Consider the following 16,534-nt stretch of genomic DNA (forward strand, 5'->3'; position numbering starts at 1 on the left):
ATCCTTTCGAAAGTTTTCGTCGCACCAAATGTGGTGGTGATCGCGCCCTTCTTCAAGCAGGTGTTGTGTCACGCTCCTGTGAGTCGAGCAAGGGCGTCATCCATGGTGTTGGCCGGCAGTTCGATCAGCCGCGGTGCTTCGGTGAACAGCAGGGCCGCCTGGACCGCGCGCCCGGGATAAAGCGGCTGCAGCAGGGCGCGATAGAGCGCGAGTTGCAGGACATAGGCCGGCGGGACCTCGGCCAGAGAGCCGGGCGCCGGCCGGTTGGTCTTGTAGTCGACGATCGAAACCGCGTCCGGCGTCACCGCCAACCGGTCGATCTTACCGGAAATCGAGCGCTTTTTGCCCTTGACCTCCAGGCTGCCCATGATGGCGACCTCGGCACGCGACGATGTCGCGAACAGCCGACCGAAGCGCGGATCGGCGAGGATGAGGGTGACCGACGCAAAGGCCTTTTTACGCTCTGACGCGGGCCAGTCTGCACCCGTTCGGGCGAGATACCGTTCCGCGGCGCCCTCGCGTTCGTCCTCGGCAATGCCGGGCAGCATCTGCAGCAGTTTGTGCAGGGCGAGCCCACGCAGCACGGCAAAGCCCGGCTCGGCATCGGCGTCCAATACCGGCGAAGCCTTGTCGACCACCGCTTCCTTGCCTTCGTCGATGAGCGCCGAAGCGCCGGATGGCGACAGCGGACGCGGCAAATCCTCGAAAGGCGGCAAGGGCCGGAACAGGGTCGCCGGCAAAGGCCCGAAAGTGTGCGCCTGCCGTGCCTGCTCGCCGGAGACCGAAGCGACGGGCGGCAGCTTGGTGACGTGAAAACGATGCACGGGGTCGCCGCCGGCGGGATGCGGCCGCTCCTCGCTCTCGGGAGCGCCAATCAGCGCGCGGCTGACGATTGAATGCCAGGTGCCGGCGTTCGGCGCCCGCTTGCCGTGATAGCCGCAGACGACCAGCCGGTCCTCGGCCCGGGTCATGCCGACGTAGAGCAGACGGCGGTATTCGTCGTCGGCGAGTTCCCGTGCCCGCACCGCCGCTGCCTTCGAAAAGCCGTTGGCGACATCGCTGGCCGAGCGCCAGAGATAGCCCTTGCCGTCCCAGTATGTGCCCGAACCGTCGAACGGCATCAGCCTTGGCAGATGCTGGTCGCTGAACGGGGCGGAGCCGCCATCGACCAGGAACACGACCGGCGCTTCCAGGCCCTTGGCCGCATGCACGGTCATCACGCGGACCTCGTCGCGGGTCTGGTCCATCTCGCGCTTGATCTCGGGGCCGGCGTTTTCGAGCGTCGACAGGAAGGCTTCCAGCCCTGGCAGGCCGGTTCGTTCCTCGGCAAGGCAGAAACTCAGGAACTCGTCGAGAATATCGCCGGCTTCAGGCCCGAGCCGCGCGATCATCTTCCGGCGCACGCCATCGCGCGCCAGCAGGCCGGCATAGAACTCGAACACCGGCTTGAAGGCGGATTCGTTCGTCCAGATGTCGAGCTGGGCGACAATCGCCGCCAAATCCTCGCTTTCGCCGGCGCGGGCGCGCAGAGACGCAATCAATGAAAGGCCGGACGGCCTGTCCGCGGCGAGCGCGAAAAGCGTCTCCTCCGGCAGATCGAAGATCGGGCTGCGCAGGACAGCGGCGAGCGACAGATCGTCCTGCGGCTGGATGAGGAGATGGCCGAGTGCGATCAGGTCCTTGACCGCGATGTGGCCGGGCAGGCTCAGCCGGTCGGCGCCGGCGACCGGAATGTCGCGGCGTTTGAGCGCCCGGGTCAGCGCGTGGACGAAGCGGTCGCGCTTGCGCACCAGCACCAGCACGTCGCCCGGCCGCAGCCGCTTGCCGCGGCCCTCGATGATCTCACCATTGCCGATCCAGCTGGCAATGGTGGCCGCGACATTCTCGGCAACGCGCACCGCCGGCGCATGGGCATGGTCGATGGCCTGGGTCCAGTCGTCGGGCTCGTCGACGACGTCGGCACCAACCGATGGCCAGACCTCAACATAGCCCGGCGCGTCGGTGCGAATCGCCTGGTGACGCAGCGGATCGGGATCATGGCTGATGCCGCGCCGCACGATGGGATCGGCAAAGACGCGGTCGACCGCGGTCAGAACGTCGTCGGTCGAGCGAAACGACCAGGTCAGCTTGAGGTCGGCGAAGGATGCCTCGGCGTTGCGCACCCGTCCCGCAAACAACAGCCGGCTGTCGGCGAAGGAGTCTGGGGCGGCACCCTGAAAGGAATAGATCGACTGCTTCTCGTCACCGACGGCAAAGACCGTGCGATGGACCCTGTCGCGGGCGCCGAAGCCGGCAAAGAATTCTTCCGCCAGCCGCTTCACCACCTCCCATTGATCGGGGCTGGTGTCCTGCGCCTCATCGAGCAGGATGTGGTCGATGCCCTGATCGAGCTTGTATTGCACCCAGGGGCCGGCATCGGGCCGCGCCAGAAGATTGACCGTGCGGGTGATCAGGTCGTTGAAGTCGAGAAAGCCGCGGCTGCGCTTCAACACCTCGTAGCGGGCGATCAGCCAGTCGGCGATGGTCAGCGCGGCGCGTGTGCCTTCCAGCATACGGAACAGGGCCAGCCTGTCGACGGTTTCGACGATGGCCCTGGCAGTCGAAAGGTAGCGCTCGGCCAGATCCGGCAACCGGTCGACCAGCGCCTTCTTGAAGGCCTTTGCCGGATCGTAGGCATCGCCATCGGTCTTGAGGAAGGCCCTCGCAAGCAGTTGCAGCCGACGAACCGGGTCGGCCTCAGCAAAAGCCTGACGAGCATAGGGCAGGATGTTGTTCAGCACCGTCCTGGCGTCGGTGGTATCGGCGGCCTGGGCGAAGCCGGCAAAATAGTCGGGCAAGAATCCCGGCAGCGGCCAGACCGATGCCGCTATGCCTTCGGCGGTCTGGCCGGGGCGGAAATGGAATTCGTCGAACAGCGCCTGGAACCGCGTGCCGTCGCGCCCGACGGCGTCGATGAAATTGCGCAAGCCGTCGCGCTTGCGCACGATCTCGCCCAGTAGGGCGTCGAGCCCGGCCTCGCCGCCGCGATCGAGAATGGTGGCAAAGGCCTCGGCCAGATCCATGTCGCCGGCGGCCGTGCCGGAAATCATATCGCGGCGTGCGGCGGCAAACAGCGACGCTTCCATCGGCGGATCGAGCATCTCGAAATGGGCGGGGATGTTGGCCTCCAGCGGGAATTGGTGGAGCACCGATTCGCAGAAGGCGTGGATGGTCTGGATCTTCAGCCCGCCGGGCGTTTCCAGCGCCTCGGCGAACAGGCGCCGCGCCCGGCGCATGGTCCCAAGATCGGGCCGACGCCCTTCCAGCGCCTCGACCTTCGACGCCAGATCCGTATCACCCAGCGTCGTCCACTCCGACAGTGTCGAAAAGACCCGGTTCGACATGTTGGCGGCGGCGGCGCGCGTATAGGTCAGGCACAGGATCTTCGACGGATCGGTGCCGCGCAGCAGCAGCCGGATGACGCGCTGGGCCAGCACATGGGTCTTGCCGGAGCCGGCATTGGCCGACACCCATGCGGAATTCCCGGGGTCGGCGGCGCGGGCCTGGCTGCTCGCGGTGTCGCTGGGGATGGGATAGGCTTTCTTCACGCCTCCCCTCCCTCGTCACCGGCGTCGCCGCCGGCCGACCATTCGAGCACGCGGGCGAGATGGTCGTAGTCGCCATCGGTCTCGCCTTCACGAAATGGCAGCGCGCGCGACAGATAGCCGGTCGCCGGGTCGGCATAGTGGATCAGAAGCTTTTCCAGCCTCGCCCAGGCGTCTTCGGCAAGATCGGTCGCGGTCTTCGGCTGGCGGTTGTGTTCGAGGATGGATTCCTCGAACACTTCGCCATTCGGCTTCAGCCGCACGAAGGCCAGTTGCGAGGGTTCGCGCACGCCCAGATCCTTGAAGGCGCCGCGCCTGAGCAGCGCGCCTTCCAGCGCCAGTTGCGGCGCAAGCAGCGTGTGCGCCTGCGCCTTGGACGGCGAAGAGCCTGTCTTGTAGTCGAGTATGTCGGCCATGCCGCCGGCCAACAGGTCGACCCGGTCGGCGTAACCGGACAGTGTCACCCCGGACTGGCCGACGACGGTCTTGCCGGCGCGCTCCTCGGCATGACGCCGCATCACTGCGTCAGCGCGCGTGCGCTCCCACTCGATGATGTTGGCGGCGAGTTTTTCGAAACGCGGCCACCACACGGCCTCGACATCGGCCGGAAGTGCTGCTTCGGCAAAACAGGCGCGGCCGGCCGCGATGAGGCCGGCGAGCGCGTCGGGTGCGCGCGGATCGGCGACGCGCGCCGAGAACAGGTGCAGGATGGCGTGAAACAGCGTGCCGCGCTCGGCAGCGCCGGGGTCGCGGATGACGGGATCGAGTGGCATCAGGCCGAGGATTTTTCGTGCATAGACGGCGTAGGGATCACGGCGCAGGGTCTCGATCTCGGTGACCGAGAAATGGCTTGGGCGCACCGACAAAGGCGGCTTCGGCTGCGGCCGTGGCGCGAAATCCCGCTTCGGGCCCGTATCGATCGCGCGTGCCCAGACGAGCAGCTCGTCGCCGCGTCGGCGCAGTTCCGCCGCCTGGTCGTTGCCGATGAAGGTGAGCAGGCGCTGCAGCCAACGCGACGGCACGGCCGGTGCGTCGCCGGCACGCGCCGAGCGGGCCAGCACCACCTTCTTCGCGCCGATCGCCATCTGGAAGTCGTGCGCGGCAAGGCCGATGCGCCGTTCGGGCGGTTCGAGATCGATGCCGGTCTTCATCAGCCGCGACATGAAGCGGTCGCTCTCGGGCTTGCGCGGCCATACGCCCTCGTTGAGCCCGCCGATGACCAGCGTGTCGACATCCTGCAAGCGCGCTTCCAGGGCGCCCCAGATGGCGATGTTCCTGTCGGTGCCTTGTGCAGGCTTGACCGTTTCGGGCGCGATCAGCGCCGCCAGCACGTCGGGCCACTCGTCTGCGATGAAGGACAGCGGTGCAGACGCTGCGACCAGCCCACGCAGCAATTCGGCAAGCTTTTCGCCGGCGTCACCCGCATAGAGCGCGCCAAGGCCGCCATCGGCGGCGCGGCCGAGATTTTCGAGCGCTTCAACGCTTGCCTTGACCAGCGCGGCAAGGTCGGCGTCCGCGTGGCCGCGAAACGCCGCGAGCGGTGCCAGCGCCTGTGCGAGACGTTCGAGCAAATTCCTCGCGCCTTCGATGGAGAGCACGGTCAGCCGGGAAAACCAGAAGGGCCGCCGGCTGTCGCTGCCGAGGCCGGTGAGGCGGGTTTCGAACAGTTCCGGCAGCGAAACGATATCGGGGCGGCCGGTGCCGCCGCGCAGCGCCACCAGTTCGACCAGCTCCGCCGCATGGCGCACATCAGCGCGTTCGAGGCCAAGGCCGAGCAGCGGATGCTTGAGCAGCGACAGCAGGCCAACCGGATCGCCTGGGCGGAACACCGCCTCGAGCGCCAGCCTGATCAGGCTGGCCGCCGGGGTGTTGGCGAGCGGCGTGCCACCGGAATCGTCGGCGACGACGCCGAAGCGCTTGAGCTCGACCGAAACGCGCCGCGCCAGCGCACGATCGCCGGTGACGAGAGCCGCCCTCTGGCCCGGCTGTTCGATCGCGCGCCTGAGCGCGACGGCGATGGCCACGGCTTCATCGCGTTCGCTGGCCGCTTCGAGCAGGGTCACGCCGGCGAAGGCTCCGGCGATATCGGGCACTGAGAATCCGGCGCGTGTTTCGGCCCATAGCTCTGTGGTTTCAGCCGGCCGCAGGGCTTCGCCGACGAGGGCGGCACGAAGCGCCAGTTGAGGCTCGGCCGCGCCGATCTCCTCGACATCGCCGCGCAACACGCCGATCTTGCCGATCAGCCTGGCGAGACCGTATTGCGGGTGGCCGAGCACGGCCGGACGCGCGCCGGGCGCGGCGATTGCCTGGAAGGACGCTTCGTCCAGCGTCCGGTCGAGACCGGGCAGCACGATGGCGCCGCCGGGCAAGCGGGCGATCGCGGCAAGCAGTTCGGCCGTGGCCGGTATCGAGCCTGTGGACCCGGCAGCAATGACCGGCCCGGCGGGCGGACTGCGTTGCAGCCGCGCGGCCTCGGCGCGGATCAGGGCGCTGCGATGCGCGGCCGGGTTGGAGCGATCGCGCTCCGCAAGGAATTTCGGCCAGGCGCCGGTGACGATGCCGAGGAATTCGAGCGTCACCTGCCACCATCCGGCGAGGTTGCCGGTCACCAAATCGGTAAGCTTGGCCCAGTCCGTGCCTTCGGTCTCGATTTCATCCATCAGCCGGGCGAGATCGCGCGCCAGCCAGATCGCGTCGGCGGTAGAGGCCGGGATGACGATCTCCTCGGCGAAGAGTGCCGCGACATGCGCCGGCAACTGGCGCTTCCAGGCGCGCACCAGTGGCGCCAGCAACAACAGGCGTTCGGTTGCCGCGATCGGCGGAGCAAGGTCGATTGCCGCCGACGCCTCGGTCTCGAATGCGGCTTCATCCTCGTCGAATTCGCCCAGTGGCCGGATGACCGGCAGGATCGCCGAACCGCCGCCGCCACGTGCCGCGAGGCTGTCGACGAAGACACCCCGCAAGGCGCGCGCGGCACGGCGCGTCGGCACATAGATGGTGACATCGGCCAGAGCGAGCGGGTCACCATCGAACCGAAACCCCGGAACGAGACGGCCGGCAAGCAGCGCCTCGGCAAGCGTCGGCAGAAACGGCGCTCCGGAGGGAATTGAGAAAACGCGGCTCGAGCCGCTCATTGCGACTCGGTTAACGCGTCGGCGACCGCCGCTTCCGCGAGCGGAATGGCATCGGGCGTGCCGACGGTGATCCAATGGCCATGCATCGGCATGCCGAACAGGCGGCCGGCGGCTATGGCCGTGTCGAAATAGGCATTGATCGAGTGCGGCCCGGCCGGTGCATTCTCGAACAGGCGCGGATGGACGATCGCCGCCCCGGCATAGATCAGGCCCGCCGGATCGCCCTTCGAGCGCCGCAGGGCGCCGTCCGGCGCCACCAGGAAATCGGTGCTGCCGCAGTGTCCGGTCGCCTGATGGAGATCCGCCAGCATCAGCAGAATATCCATTTTCGCCGCGTCCCACGCAAGGGCAAGGCGGCCGAGATTGAGAGGACCCTGGTCGATCCAGAAGGTGTCGGCGTTGAGGATGTAGAAGGGCCGCCCGCCCAGCTCCGGCAACGCCTTGACGATGCCACCGGCGGAATCGAGCAGTTTTTCGCTCTCGTCGGAAATGATGATCCGTGGCGCGTGGCGCGCGGCGACATGGGCAATGATCTGTTCGGGAAAATAATGGACGTTGACTACGGCCTTGCCGACACCGGCGGCGGCCAGGCTGTCGAGGCCCCAGTCGAGCAACGTCCTGCCGGCGATCTTGACCAGCGGCTTGGGAATGGTGTCGGTGATCGGCCGCATGCGCTTGCCAAGCCCGGCGGCGAGCACGATCGCAGTGTCCGGTCTTGCTTTCACAGTGCTCGCTCCTCCAGCAAACCGTTGGCGTTGTAGAACTCCCGCAGGCTGGCCAGCGCTGGATGAGACAGCGCCCGGCGCAGATAGTCGCGAATGCGCGGCAGGTGCTTCAGATAATAGGGCTTGCCGTCGCGCTTTTCGAGGCGGACGAAGATACCGAGGATCTTGGAGTTTCTCTGCGCCGCCATGATTGCGTAGGATTCCAGAAAACTTGCTTCGTCGAAGGTGCCGGCCGCGTGGCGCGCCGCGACATAGGCGTCGAGCGTCTCTCTCTCGATCTCGGGCGATATCGTCACACGCGCGTCCATGGCGAGCGAGGCGACATCATAGGCGGACGGCCCGATCAGTGCGTCCTGGATATCGACGATGCCCAGCCGATCATGCCTGGCGCGGTCGCCACGCCAGATGATGTTGGGCGAATGGAAATCGCGCAGCATCAGCGTGTATTCGCGGCCCTTCAGCCGGTCGAGGAGCGCGTTCCATTCCCTGTCAAAGCCAATCCGCAAGGCTTCGCTTGCCGGCTTTCCGGTAATCATCGGCACATACCAGTCGACCAAAAGACTGGCCTCGATCATCATGGCATCGCGGTCGAAGGGTGGCACGTCGTGGAAAACGCCGGGCGCTGCCTCAATCCGCTCCGGCCATGCCTTGCCATGCATCATGGCCAACAGCTCGGCCGCAGCCGCGTAGCGTTTGGCCACCGGCAGGCCATCGCTGTCGAGAAAGCTCTCTGAACCCAGATGCTCGGTGAGCAGGAAACCTTGTTCGAGGTCCTTGGCGTGGATCACGGGCACGTTGACACCTTGAGCCAGCAAGGCGCGGTCGATAGCAACGAAAGCCGTAACGGATTGCGCCAGGTGGGCGATCTCGGCATAGGGCCTGCCGTCGCGGACCGGCGGGCCGAGCACCAGCCGCGGCGAATTCATCAGCACACGCGGCTCCGCGCCCTCAAGCGAGACGACCTCGTAGGAGCGGGCCGAGGCATCGCCGATGAAATGGCGCCGCCTTGCTTCGCCCCAGCCGGCACTTTCGAGAAAGGCGCGCATCGCCAGCGAGCGCGCCGCGCGATCGAAGACGGCGCCCTCGCCCGACAGCCGGGCCAGCCGGCCCTCGCCATGCTGGACCAGTTCGATCAAAACCGAGGTTTTCGGCAGATAGCTTTCCGCCCGTTCCGGCCATTCGACCAGGGCTGCGCCTTGCGCCAGGGCTTCCTCGAAACCCAGCTCATCGATTTCAGTCGCCGAGGACAGGCGGTAGAGATCGAAATGATGGACCGGGACGCGGGTGTCGTAACTTTGCACCAGCGTGAAGGTCGGGCTCGGAACGTCGAGACCGGCATCGTCGGCCAAGGCCCGGATCAACGCCCGCGCCAAGGTCGACTTGCCGGCGCCGAGGTCGCCCTTGAGCGCCAGGACGTCGCCTGGACGCAGCGACAACGCCAGATCCTCGCCCAGCCGCGCTGTCTGTGTCTCGTCGGCGAGTAAACGCTCCAGCACCAATCCGGTCATCGAGCGCGCTACTCGGCCGCGGCGCGGATGCCCGGCATGTCGGGGAAGGTGCAGATAACGGTCGTGCCCTTGTCCTTGCCGGTTTCGATGCGAACGCTGCCGCCATGGAGCTCGACAAAGCTCTTGACGATCGACAGGCCGAGACCGGCGCCGCGCCGGCGGCCGCCATTGGCGCGCGGCTCAAAACGCCGGAACACCGAATCGAGCAGGTCCGGCGGCATGCCGGGGCCGTCGTCATGAACAGAGAATTCCACCCCGTCCGCCAGACGGCGGCACGTGAGCCGGATGGTGCTGGCTTCCGGCGCGTAGTTGGCGGCGTTGCTGAGCAGATTGTAGAGGATCTGGCGGACGCGGATCTCGTCGCCATGGAATGTCTTCGGCGCCGCGGCGGCGTCGACCTCAAGCCTGATCGAATGCTCTTCCAGCCGGTCGGCCACCAGTTCGGCCGCGGCCGCAATGGTGCGACCGACCTGCACCTCGGAAATGTCGAGCTGCATGATGCCGGCATCCACTGTCGCCAGGTCTAGGATGTCATTGACGATGGTGAGCAGGACCGAGGAGGACGAGCTGACATGCTCGACATACTCGCGCTGCTTCTGCGTCAGCGGGCCGGTCGCCGGCAGCGACAGCAGTTCGGTGAAGCCGATGATGTTGGTCAGCGGCGAGCGCAATTCGTAGGAGACGTGCTGGACGAATTCGTTCTTGAGCTGATCGGATTTTTGCAGCGCCTCGTTCTTGTCCTTCAGCGCCCGCTCGACGTTGACGCTGTCGGTGACGTCGACGAAGGTCATCATCACCTGCCCGTTGGGCAACGGGATCATGGCGTAGCTCAGCACATTGCCGTTGTTGAGTTCGGTCTGGCCGTGGCGGTCGCGGCGCTCGTCGTCGAACCCGGTGATGGCGGCCACGAAGCCCGGCCAGGGACTGTTCGCCGCCTGCCCATCGCAAAGGTCGCGGATCGCGGAAACGTGCACATTGGACTTGGCCGCTTCGCCGCTCAAGCCCCAGAGCTTGGCAAAAGCAGGGTTCGACAGCCGAAGCCTGCCATCGGGGCCGAACACCGCCACGCCTTCGGCAAGATTGTCGAGTGTCTCGCCCTGCACCCGCACCGCTGTCTGGTAGCGGCTTTCGAGGTCCATCTTCTCGGTCAGGTTCTCGAACACCCAGGTGACGCCGCCCTTGGGCTGCGGGTTGGCGACGACGCGGATGGTCTTGCCGTCCGGCAGATGCCACCAATGTTCCTGCGATTCGACGGCGCGGTAGGCGCCGAGCAGGCCTTCCTTCCAGCGGCGCCATTCAGGCTGCTCGGCGATCTTGCCCGAGCTGCGCAGCCGGTCGAGCAGCAGGGCATTGTCGGGAGCGCTGTGCAGGAAACCGCTGTCGAGACCCCAGAGTTTCTGGAAAGCCTGGTTGAAGAACCGCAACTTCTCGTCGGTGTCGAAAATGGCGACCGCCGTATTGAGCTGGTCGAGCGTGTCGGCGTGGCTCCTGACGGTTCGTTCGTACTCGCCGCGGACGGTCTCGATGGCGCTGGTGTCGCAGGCAAGGCCGGCCGAGCCATCCGCGCCGGCGAAATCGGTGACCGCGAACACACGGCGGTCGCCTTCGATCACGGTGGAAAGCGACTGCTCGAAGACCGGATGCGTCTTGTGCTGGGCGGCAATCGCATCGCGTGCCTGGCCGCCGAGGAACTCCTTTGCCTCCCGAACCGCGGCTTCGGCATTTTCGGCTTCGACCGCATCGGCATAGGCCCGGTTGACCCACTTCAGCCGCCCATCCTCGCTGCGAAGCCATGTCGGCATGTTCAGCGCGTCGAGCAGGCCGATCATCGTGTCATGGTCGGCCGCCAACCGCTGGTTCTCGATCTTCAACCTTGCCTGGCTGCGCTGCGTCTCCGAGAGCGAGACGAAACGCACGAGCACATGTGCCGCGCTCTTGCGGCCGTGCACTTCGAGCGGCGCGCCGGCCTGCGATTCGATGACGAGGTCGAAGTGTTTTGCCTTTTCGCGCAATCCCGCGACGGCATGTTCGAGCGCCGCAGCCGAACGCGGCATCAGCCAACGACCGAAAGCGAGGAAAGCGGCCCGGTCCTCGGGAGCGCCGCTTTCGACGGGCAATGTGCCGATGAGTTCGGGCTTCTTGTTTTCCGCGGCCCAGACAACCACGCGCTGGTCGCGCAGATTGAGCAGCGCCTCCGAGCGGCGCAGGGCCGCGTTGATGTCGGCGAGGCGGCTCCTGAGTTCGACATTTTCCGCCGAGGTGCGGGCTCTTTCACGGATGAGAACGATGGCCGACAGAAGTGCGGCGCCGGTCACGCCGACAAACACCGCAAGCTGCATGACCTCGATCGTGCTGATCGACAACCCGGCCGTGGTCACGCCAGCGGCTTCGGCATGCGCGACCGCATTGGCCAAGGGACCGGTAAACGCGGACGTAGCAAGGAACAGCCCCGCGCGGGCGCGCAATGACAGGCCTCCGCCTTGCAGGGCGGAGCCAGTGACCCCCGAATCGTCTTGGCCGCCGGAAACGGCCCGTCCCGCTCTGTGCGGGTGTTGCCCCGGCATGTCTTGGTCCTCTCCGCCGCCTGAATGCAAGACCGCCCTGATGCGTGCCTCTCTGATCCCCTCTCGGGCCGGAAGCGCCGCGAATCACCTGACAATAAACCCTCGCCGAATCGCCGTGAAGGCGATGGCGCGCAAAAATAAAGCCGGGCGAAAAGTCAATCGCCCGGCATCAATATCTGGTAGTAATTTTAGCTTTGGTTAATAGCGGTAGTGTTCCGGCTTGAAGGGCCCCTGCTGGGTCACGCCAATATAAGCGGCCTGTTCGCCCGATAGTTCGGTCAGACGGGCGCCAAGCTTGTCGAGATGCAGGCGCGCGACCTTTTCATCGAGATGCTTGGGCAGCACATAGACTTGGTTCTCGTACTGGCCGGGCTTGGTGTACAGCTCGATCTGGGCCAGCACCTGGTTGGTGAAGGAGGCCGACATGACGAAGCTCGGGTGGCCGGTTGCGTTGCCGAGATTGAGCAGCCGGCCTTCCGACAGGAGGATCATCCGCTTGCCATCCGGGAAGGTGATCATGTCGACCTGCGGCTTGACGTTGGTCCATTTCAGATTGCGCAGCGAGGCCACCTGGATCTCGTTGTCGAAGTGACCGATGTTGCCGACGATCACCATGTCCTTCATCGAGCGCATGTGGTCGAGGGTGACGACATCCTTGTTGCCGGTGGTGGTGATGACGATGTCGGCGGTGGGCGCCGCATCTTCCAGGGTGACGACTTCAAAACCGTCCATCGCCGCCTGCAGGGCGCAGATCGGATCGACCTCGGTGACCTTGACGCGGGCGCCGGCGCCCTTGAGCGAGGCCGACGAGCCCTTGCCGACGTCGCCATAGCCGCAGACGACCGCTACCTTGCCGGCCATCATGGTGTCGGTGCCACGACGGATGCCGTCGACCAGCGATTCCTTGCAGCCATATTTGTTGTCGAACTTCGACTTGGTGACCGAGTCGTTGACGTTGATGGCGGGGAAGGGCAGCAGGCCCTTCTTCTGCAGCTGGTAAAGCCGGTTGACGCCGGTGGTCGTCTCTTCGGTGACACCGCGGATCGCCGCCTTCTGCTTGGTGAAGAAGCCGGGCGAGGCCTTCAGGCGCTTCTTGACCTGAGCGTAGAAGTATTCCTCCTCCTCGCTCTGCGGGTTGGACAGCACGTCCTCGCCGGCCTCGGCGCGGGCGCCGATCAGGATGTACATGGTGGCGTCGCCGCCATCATCGAGGATCATGTTGGAGGTGCCGCCGTCGGCCCACTGGAAGATCTTGTCGGTGTAGTCCCAGTACTCCTCGAGCGACTCGCCCTTGACGGCGAACACCGGGATACCGGACTCGGCGATGGCCGCGGCCGCATGGTCCTGGGTCGAGAAGATGTTGCAGGAAGCCCAGCGGATGTCGGCGCCGAGCGCCTTCAGCGTCTCGATCAGCACCGCCGTCTGGATGGTCATGTGCAGCGAGCCGGTGATGCGCGCGCCCTTCAGCGGCTTCTTGTCGCCGAATTCCTCGCGGCTGGCCATCAGGCCCGGCATTTCGGTTTCGGCGATCTCGATTTCCTTGCGGCCCCAGCCGGCAAGCGAGATGTCGGCGACCACATAGTCCTTGCTACCCGTCATGGCAGTGCTCCGATGCGAATGGTTGTGCTGCGAATTGGTTGCGGATGCGCCCACGCCGGTCGGCGCGTCGAAGGGCGCGAATTGCCGGCCTGACTAGCAGATCGCCGCTTGGACGACAATGGGATATAAAGAAATCTTTATCCCTGCATGTCCATCGGACATGCTTTGGCGATGTAGAGGATCAGCTTTCCTCGCCGAAACGGGATGCCACCAGCTGCTCCAGCGCGTCGATGACCTGCAGTGCCTCCGGCCCGCTGGCGGTGACACGGATCGAGTAGCCGGGGCTTGCCGCCAGCATCATCAGGCCCATGATCGAGGTGCCGCCGACCTTGACGCCGTCCTTCTCGACATGCACCGAGGCGTCGAAGCCGCTGGCCAGCTGGACGAATTTCGCCGAGGCGCGCGCATGCAGGCCGCGCTGGTTGATGATGGGGAAGTCCCGGACGATCTGGTCTTGTTCCGGGGACAGCGCGTTCATTTGCTGCTCAAAAGCTGACTGGCGACGTTGATGTACTTGCGGCCGGCCGCCTGCGCCTCGTCAAGCGCGGCCGCCATGTTGTCGCCCTTGCGGATCGAGGAGAGCTTGATCAGCATCGGCAGGTTCATACCGGCGATCACCTCGGTGCGGCCGGACTCCATCACCGAAATCGCAAGATTGGAGGGCGTGCCGCCGAACATGTCGGTCAGCACGATGACGCCCGTTCCGGTGTCGACACGGGCAACGGCGTCGACGATGTCACGGCGACGCTGCTCCATATCGTCATCGGCGCCGATCGCCACGGTTTCGAAATTGTCTTGTGGCCCGACGACATGTTCCACGGCATGTCGGAACTCGGCGGCCAGTTGACCGTGCGTTACAAGCACGAGTCCGATCATTCTTTGGTGGCTCCCGTCATCGCCGCTTCACAGGCGCATTTTATGCTCGCCAGCCATTCCAGGCGGCGGGAGCGCTATCTTGTCGACGCGCGGCCCGTTGACAAGCCCAAAATTGCGCCGGCCCATGCCATTTTGACGCATTGCAGCAAAAAATCCCGAGCGGATCATAGAAAAGGCGCGATCGACAGCCGCGCCATCACGGCGGGCAAGGCTGTGGCGGCGTTGCGCTCGGCAAGGTCGATACGCGGCACCGGGCAGCCTGCGACCGGGTCGCTGATTTCCTCCTGGAAACGGGCCATGTCTGCCTTTGGCACCAGCCTCACATGCAGGTCGATCACTCCGCCCGGCTCGAACGGCAGCGGGCGCGGCATGAACCCAGGTATTTCGGCGAGACCGGCGATGGTCGCCGGCACGCGACAGACCAGCCGCCCGGTGCGGGCCGCGGCAAGCAGCCTGTCGTCACCGATCAGCCGCGAGAACAGCCCGCGCGCGCGGCAATGGTCCAAGAGTGTCAGTGCCAGCGTCGTCTTGCCGGCGCCGGACGACCCGGTGATAAGGACGCCACGCTCGCCGATCAGGATCGCGGTTCCGTGAATGTTTTCAGGCTGCGCAACTGGATCAGGCTTGCCGATCATGCTTTTTGGATGAAGCGTGATCCTGTCCGAAAACCGGCTTCCACTTTTCGGGATCATGCTTCGGCCGGCAGTGTCACGACGAAGCGCGCACCCTTGATTTCGCCGGGCTTGGTGCCGGGGATGTTTTCGGCGGTCAAGGTGCCGCCATGGGCCTCGACGATCTGCCTGGATATCGACAGGCCAAGGCCCGAATTCTGGCCGAACGCCTCGCCGGCCGGCCGATCGGTGTAGAAGCGTTCGAAGATGCGGTCGATGTTGTCGGCGCGGATGCCGGGACCGTTGTCGTCGACGGTGACGATGTTGAACTTACCGGCGCGCGCCAGCGACAGGCTGATATGGCCATGGTCTTCGGGAACGAAGGAACGGGCGTTCTCGATCAGGTTGGTGATGACCTGGCCGATGCGCAGATCATGGCCGACGACCACATAGCCTTTGACGCCCTGCGGCAGCTTGGCGACCTTGAATTCGATCTCGACGGCCTTCTTGTTGCGCGTGGCTTCACGCGAAACGGCGACGAGATCGGTGATGAATTTCTTCAGGTCGACGGTGCCGGCATCTTCACGCGCCAGCTCGGCATCAAGACGGGAGGCGTCGGAAATATCGGTGATGAGCCGGTCCAGCCGCCTGACATCGTGCTGGATGATGTCCATCAGCCGGCCGCGCGAATTGTCGTTCTTGGCCAGCGGCAAGGTTTCCACCGCGCTGCGCAGCGACGTCAGCGGGTTCTTCAATTCGTGCGAGACGTCAGCGGCAAAGCTTTCGATCGCCTCGATGCGGGCGTAGAGCGCGTTGGTCATGTCGCGTATGGCGATCGACAGATTGCCGATCTCATCCTGGCGGTCGGAAAAGTCGGGGATTTCCTCGCGGCTCTTGACGCCGCGCCGCACCCGCACCGCCGCCGCCGACAGCCGGCGCAGCGGATTGGCGATGGTGGACGCGAGCAGCATCGACAGGATGGCGGTGACGAGGGCCGCGATGCCGAAGACGCGCAGGATCGCCTTGCGCTCGGCGGCGACGATCTTGTCGATGTCGCCACCTTCCGTCGACAGCATCAGCACGCCGAGAACGGCACGGAAGCGCTGGATCGGCACCGCCACCGAAACGATCTGCTCGCCCTGTTCCGAGACGCGCACGATGGTCGACGGGCTGCCGGTGAGCGCCTTGACGACTTCCGGGAAAGCGGCGCCATTGCCGCCCGGCTGTTCGTGATAGACCGGCAGCTCGGTGTTGCGGAAGAAATCGAAGACGAACTTCTGGATGCGCTCGACCAGATCGGGCTCTTCCTCTTCGACCGGCGGCAGGTCGTAGCGCAGGATCTGGCCGCGCGAATAGAGATGGCGCGAATCGAGCAGCAGATTGGCGTCGCGGTCATAGATGCGGGCGCGGGTCCGGGTCGGCGAGATCAGCCTTCTCAGCACCGGCGCGACACGCTCCGGGTTGATCGGGAAGTCGAGATTATCGAGCTGGTCCGAGCCCGGCCCGAGACTTTCGCCAGCCTGCAGCTCGAGCAGCTTTTCCGGGTCGATGCTGATCGAATCCGTCTCGACCGTCGCCGACGCGGCGATGGCGCCGGCGATGATCTCGCCCTGGGTCATCAGGCTTTCGACACGGGCGTCGATCAGCCCGTCGCGGAAGGTGTTGAGATAGAGGATGCCGGTGACCAGGACGGCCAACCCGGCGAGGTTGAGGAAGAGGATGCGCCGCGTCAGGCTGGAAAAGATATGATGGCCGAGGAAGCGGCGCATCGGCACCGTGATTTTCGACACGAATGACGGCATGATGCGCGACGGCCGCCTGGCAGCGCCCGCCGGTCTGCTTCGCTGTGCTTCCACTGCCATCGAATAGCAGCTCCCGCCTAGTCTTTGCCTTGATGCATGTCGTTGTCCCAAAACCGGGACCACTTTTGGGC

At 65.4% G+C, this 16,534-nt stretch carries 10 protein-coding genes; all 10 read right to left on the reverse strand.

Features of this window, described 5'->3' with window-relative positions:
- Positions 1–68: 68 nt before the first annotated feature.
- The 10 genes from addA to AC1D10_RS00410 all read right to left on the reverse strand — a co-directional run bounded on the left by addA (position 69) and on the right by AC1D10_RS00410 (position 16,463).
- A complete protein-coding gene (gene addA, locus AC1D10_RS00365; RefSeq protein WP_477268089.1) occupies positions 69–3,587 on the reverse strand; it encodes a double-strand break repair helicase AddA in 3,519 nt (1,172 codons plus the stop codon).
- On the reverse strand, positions 3,584–6,718 hold the full coding sequence (gene addB / locus AC1D10_RS00370) for a double-strand break repair protein AddB (protein WP_477268091.1): 3,135 nt from the start codon (positions 6,716–6,718) through the stop codon (positions 3,584–3,586). The genes addA and addB overlap by 4 nt, the downstream gene beginning before the upstream one ends.
- On the reverse strand, positions 6,715–7,443 hold the full coding sequence (locus AC1D10_RS00375; protein WP_477268093.1) for a nucleotidyltransferase family protein: 729 nt from the start codon (positions 7,441–7,443) through the stop codon (positions 6,715–6,717). The genes addB and AC1D10_RS00375 overlap by 4 nt, the downstream gene beginning before the upstream one ends.
- Entirely contained in the window at positions 7,440–8,951 is a 1,512-nt protein-coding gene (tsaE, locus tag AC1D10_RS00380) for a tRNA (adenosine(37)-N6)-threonylcarbamoyltransferase complex ATPase subunit type 1 TsaE (RefSeq protein WP_477268095.1), read from the reverse strand. Before tsaE ends, AC1D10_RS00375 begins: the two co-directional genes overlap by 4 nt.
- A gap of 8 nt (positions 8,952–8,959) precedes the next feature.
- Positions 8,960–11,515: a sensor histidine kinase gene (locus AC1D10_RS00385; RefSeq protein ID WP_477268097.1), complete on the reverse strand. Its 2,556-nt coding sequence runs from the start codon at positions 11,513–11,515 to the stop codon at positions 8,960–8,962.
- A 198-nt stretch (positions 11,516–11,713) separates the two neighbouring features.
- Positions 11,714–13,114: an adenosylhomocysteinase gene (gene ahcY / locus AC1D10_RS00390; protein ID WP_379101090.1), complete on the reverse strand. Its 1,401-nt coding sequence runs from the start codon at positions 13,112–13,114 to the stop codon at positions 11,714–11,716.
- Positions 13,115–13,295: 181 nt separating this feature from the next.
- Positions 13,296–13,592, reverse strand: a complete 297-nt coding sequence (locus AC1D10_RS00395; RefSeq protein ID WP_379101088.1) for an HPr family phosphocarrier protein — start codon at positions 13,590–13,592, stop codon at positions 13,296–13,298.
- Positions 13,589–13,990 carry a PTS sugar transporter subunit IIA gene (locus AC1D10_RS00400; RefSeq protein WP_056589309.1) on the reverse strand — a complete coding sequence of 134 codons (402 nt, stop codon included), beginning with the start codon at positions 13,988–13,990 and terminating at the stop codon, positions 13,589–13,591. The genes AC1D10_RS00395 and AC1D10_RS00400 overlap by 4 nt, the downstream gene beginning before the upstream one ends.
- Before the next feature lie 164 nt (positions 13,991–14,154).
- Complete coding sequence (locus AC1D10_RS00405) at positions 14,155–14,625, reverse strand: HPr kinase/phosphorylase (RefSeq protein ID WP_477268101.1); 471 nt, start codon at positions 14,623–14,625, stop codon at positions 14,155–14,157.
- Positions 14,626–14,678: 53 nt separating this feature from the next.
- Positions 14,679–16,463 carry a stimulus-sensing domain-containing protein gene (locus tag AC1D10_RS00410; RefSeq protein WP_477268103.1) on the reverse strand — a complete coding sequence of 595 codons (1,785 nt, stop codon included), beginning with the start codon at positions 16,461–16,463 and terminating at the stop codon, positions 14,679–14,681.
- Positions 16,464–16,534: the final 71 nt, after the last annotated feature.

It is taken from the genome of Mesorhizobium sp. P2_A8 (assembly GCF_056404935.1).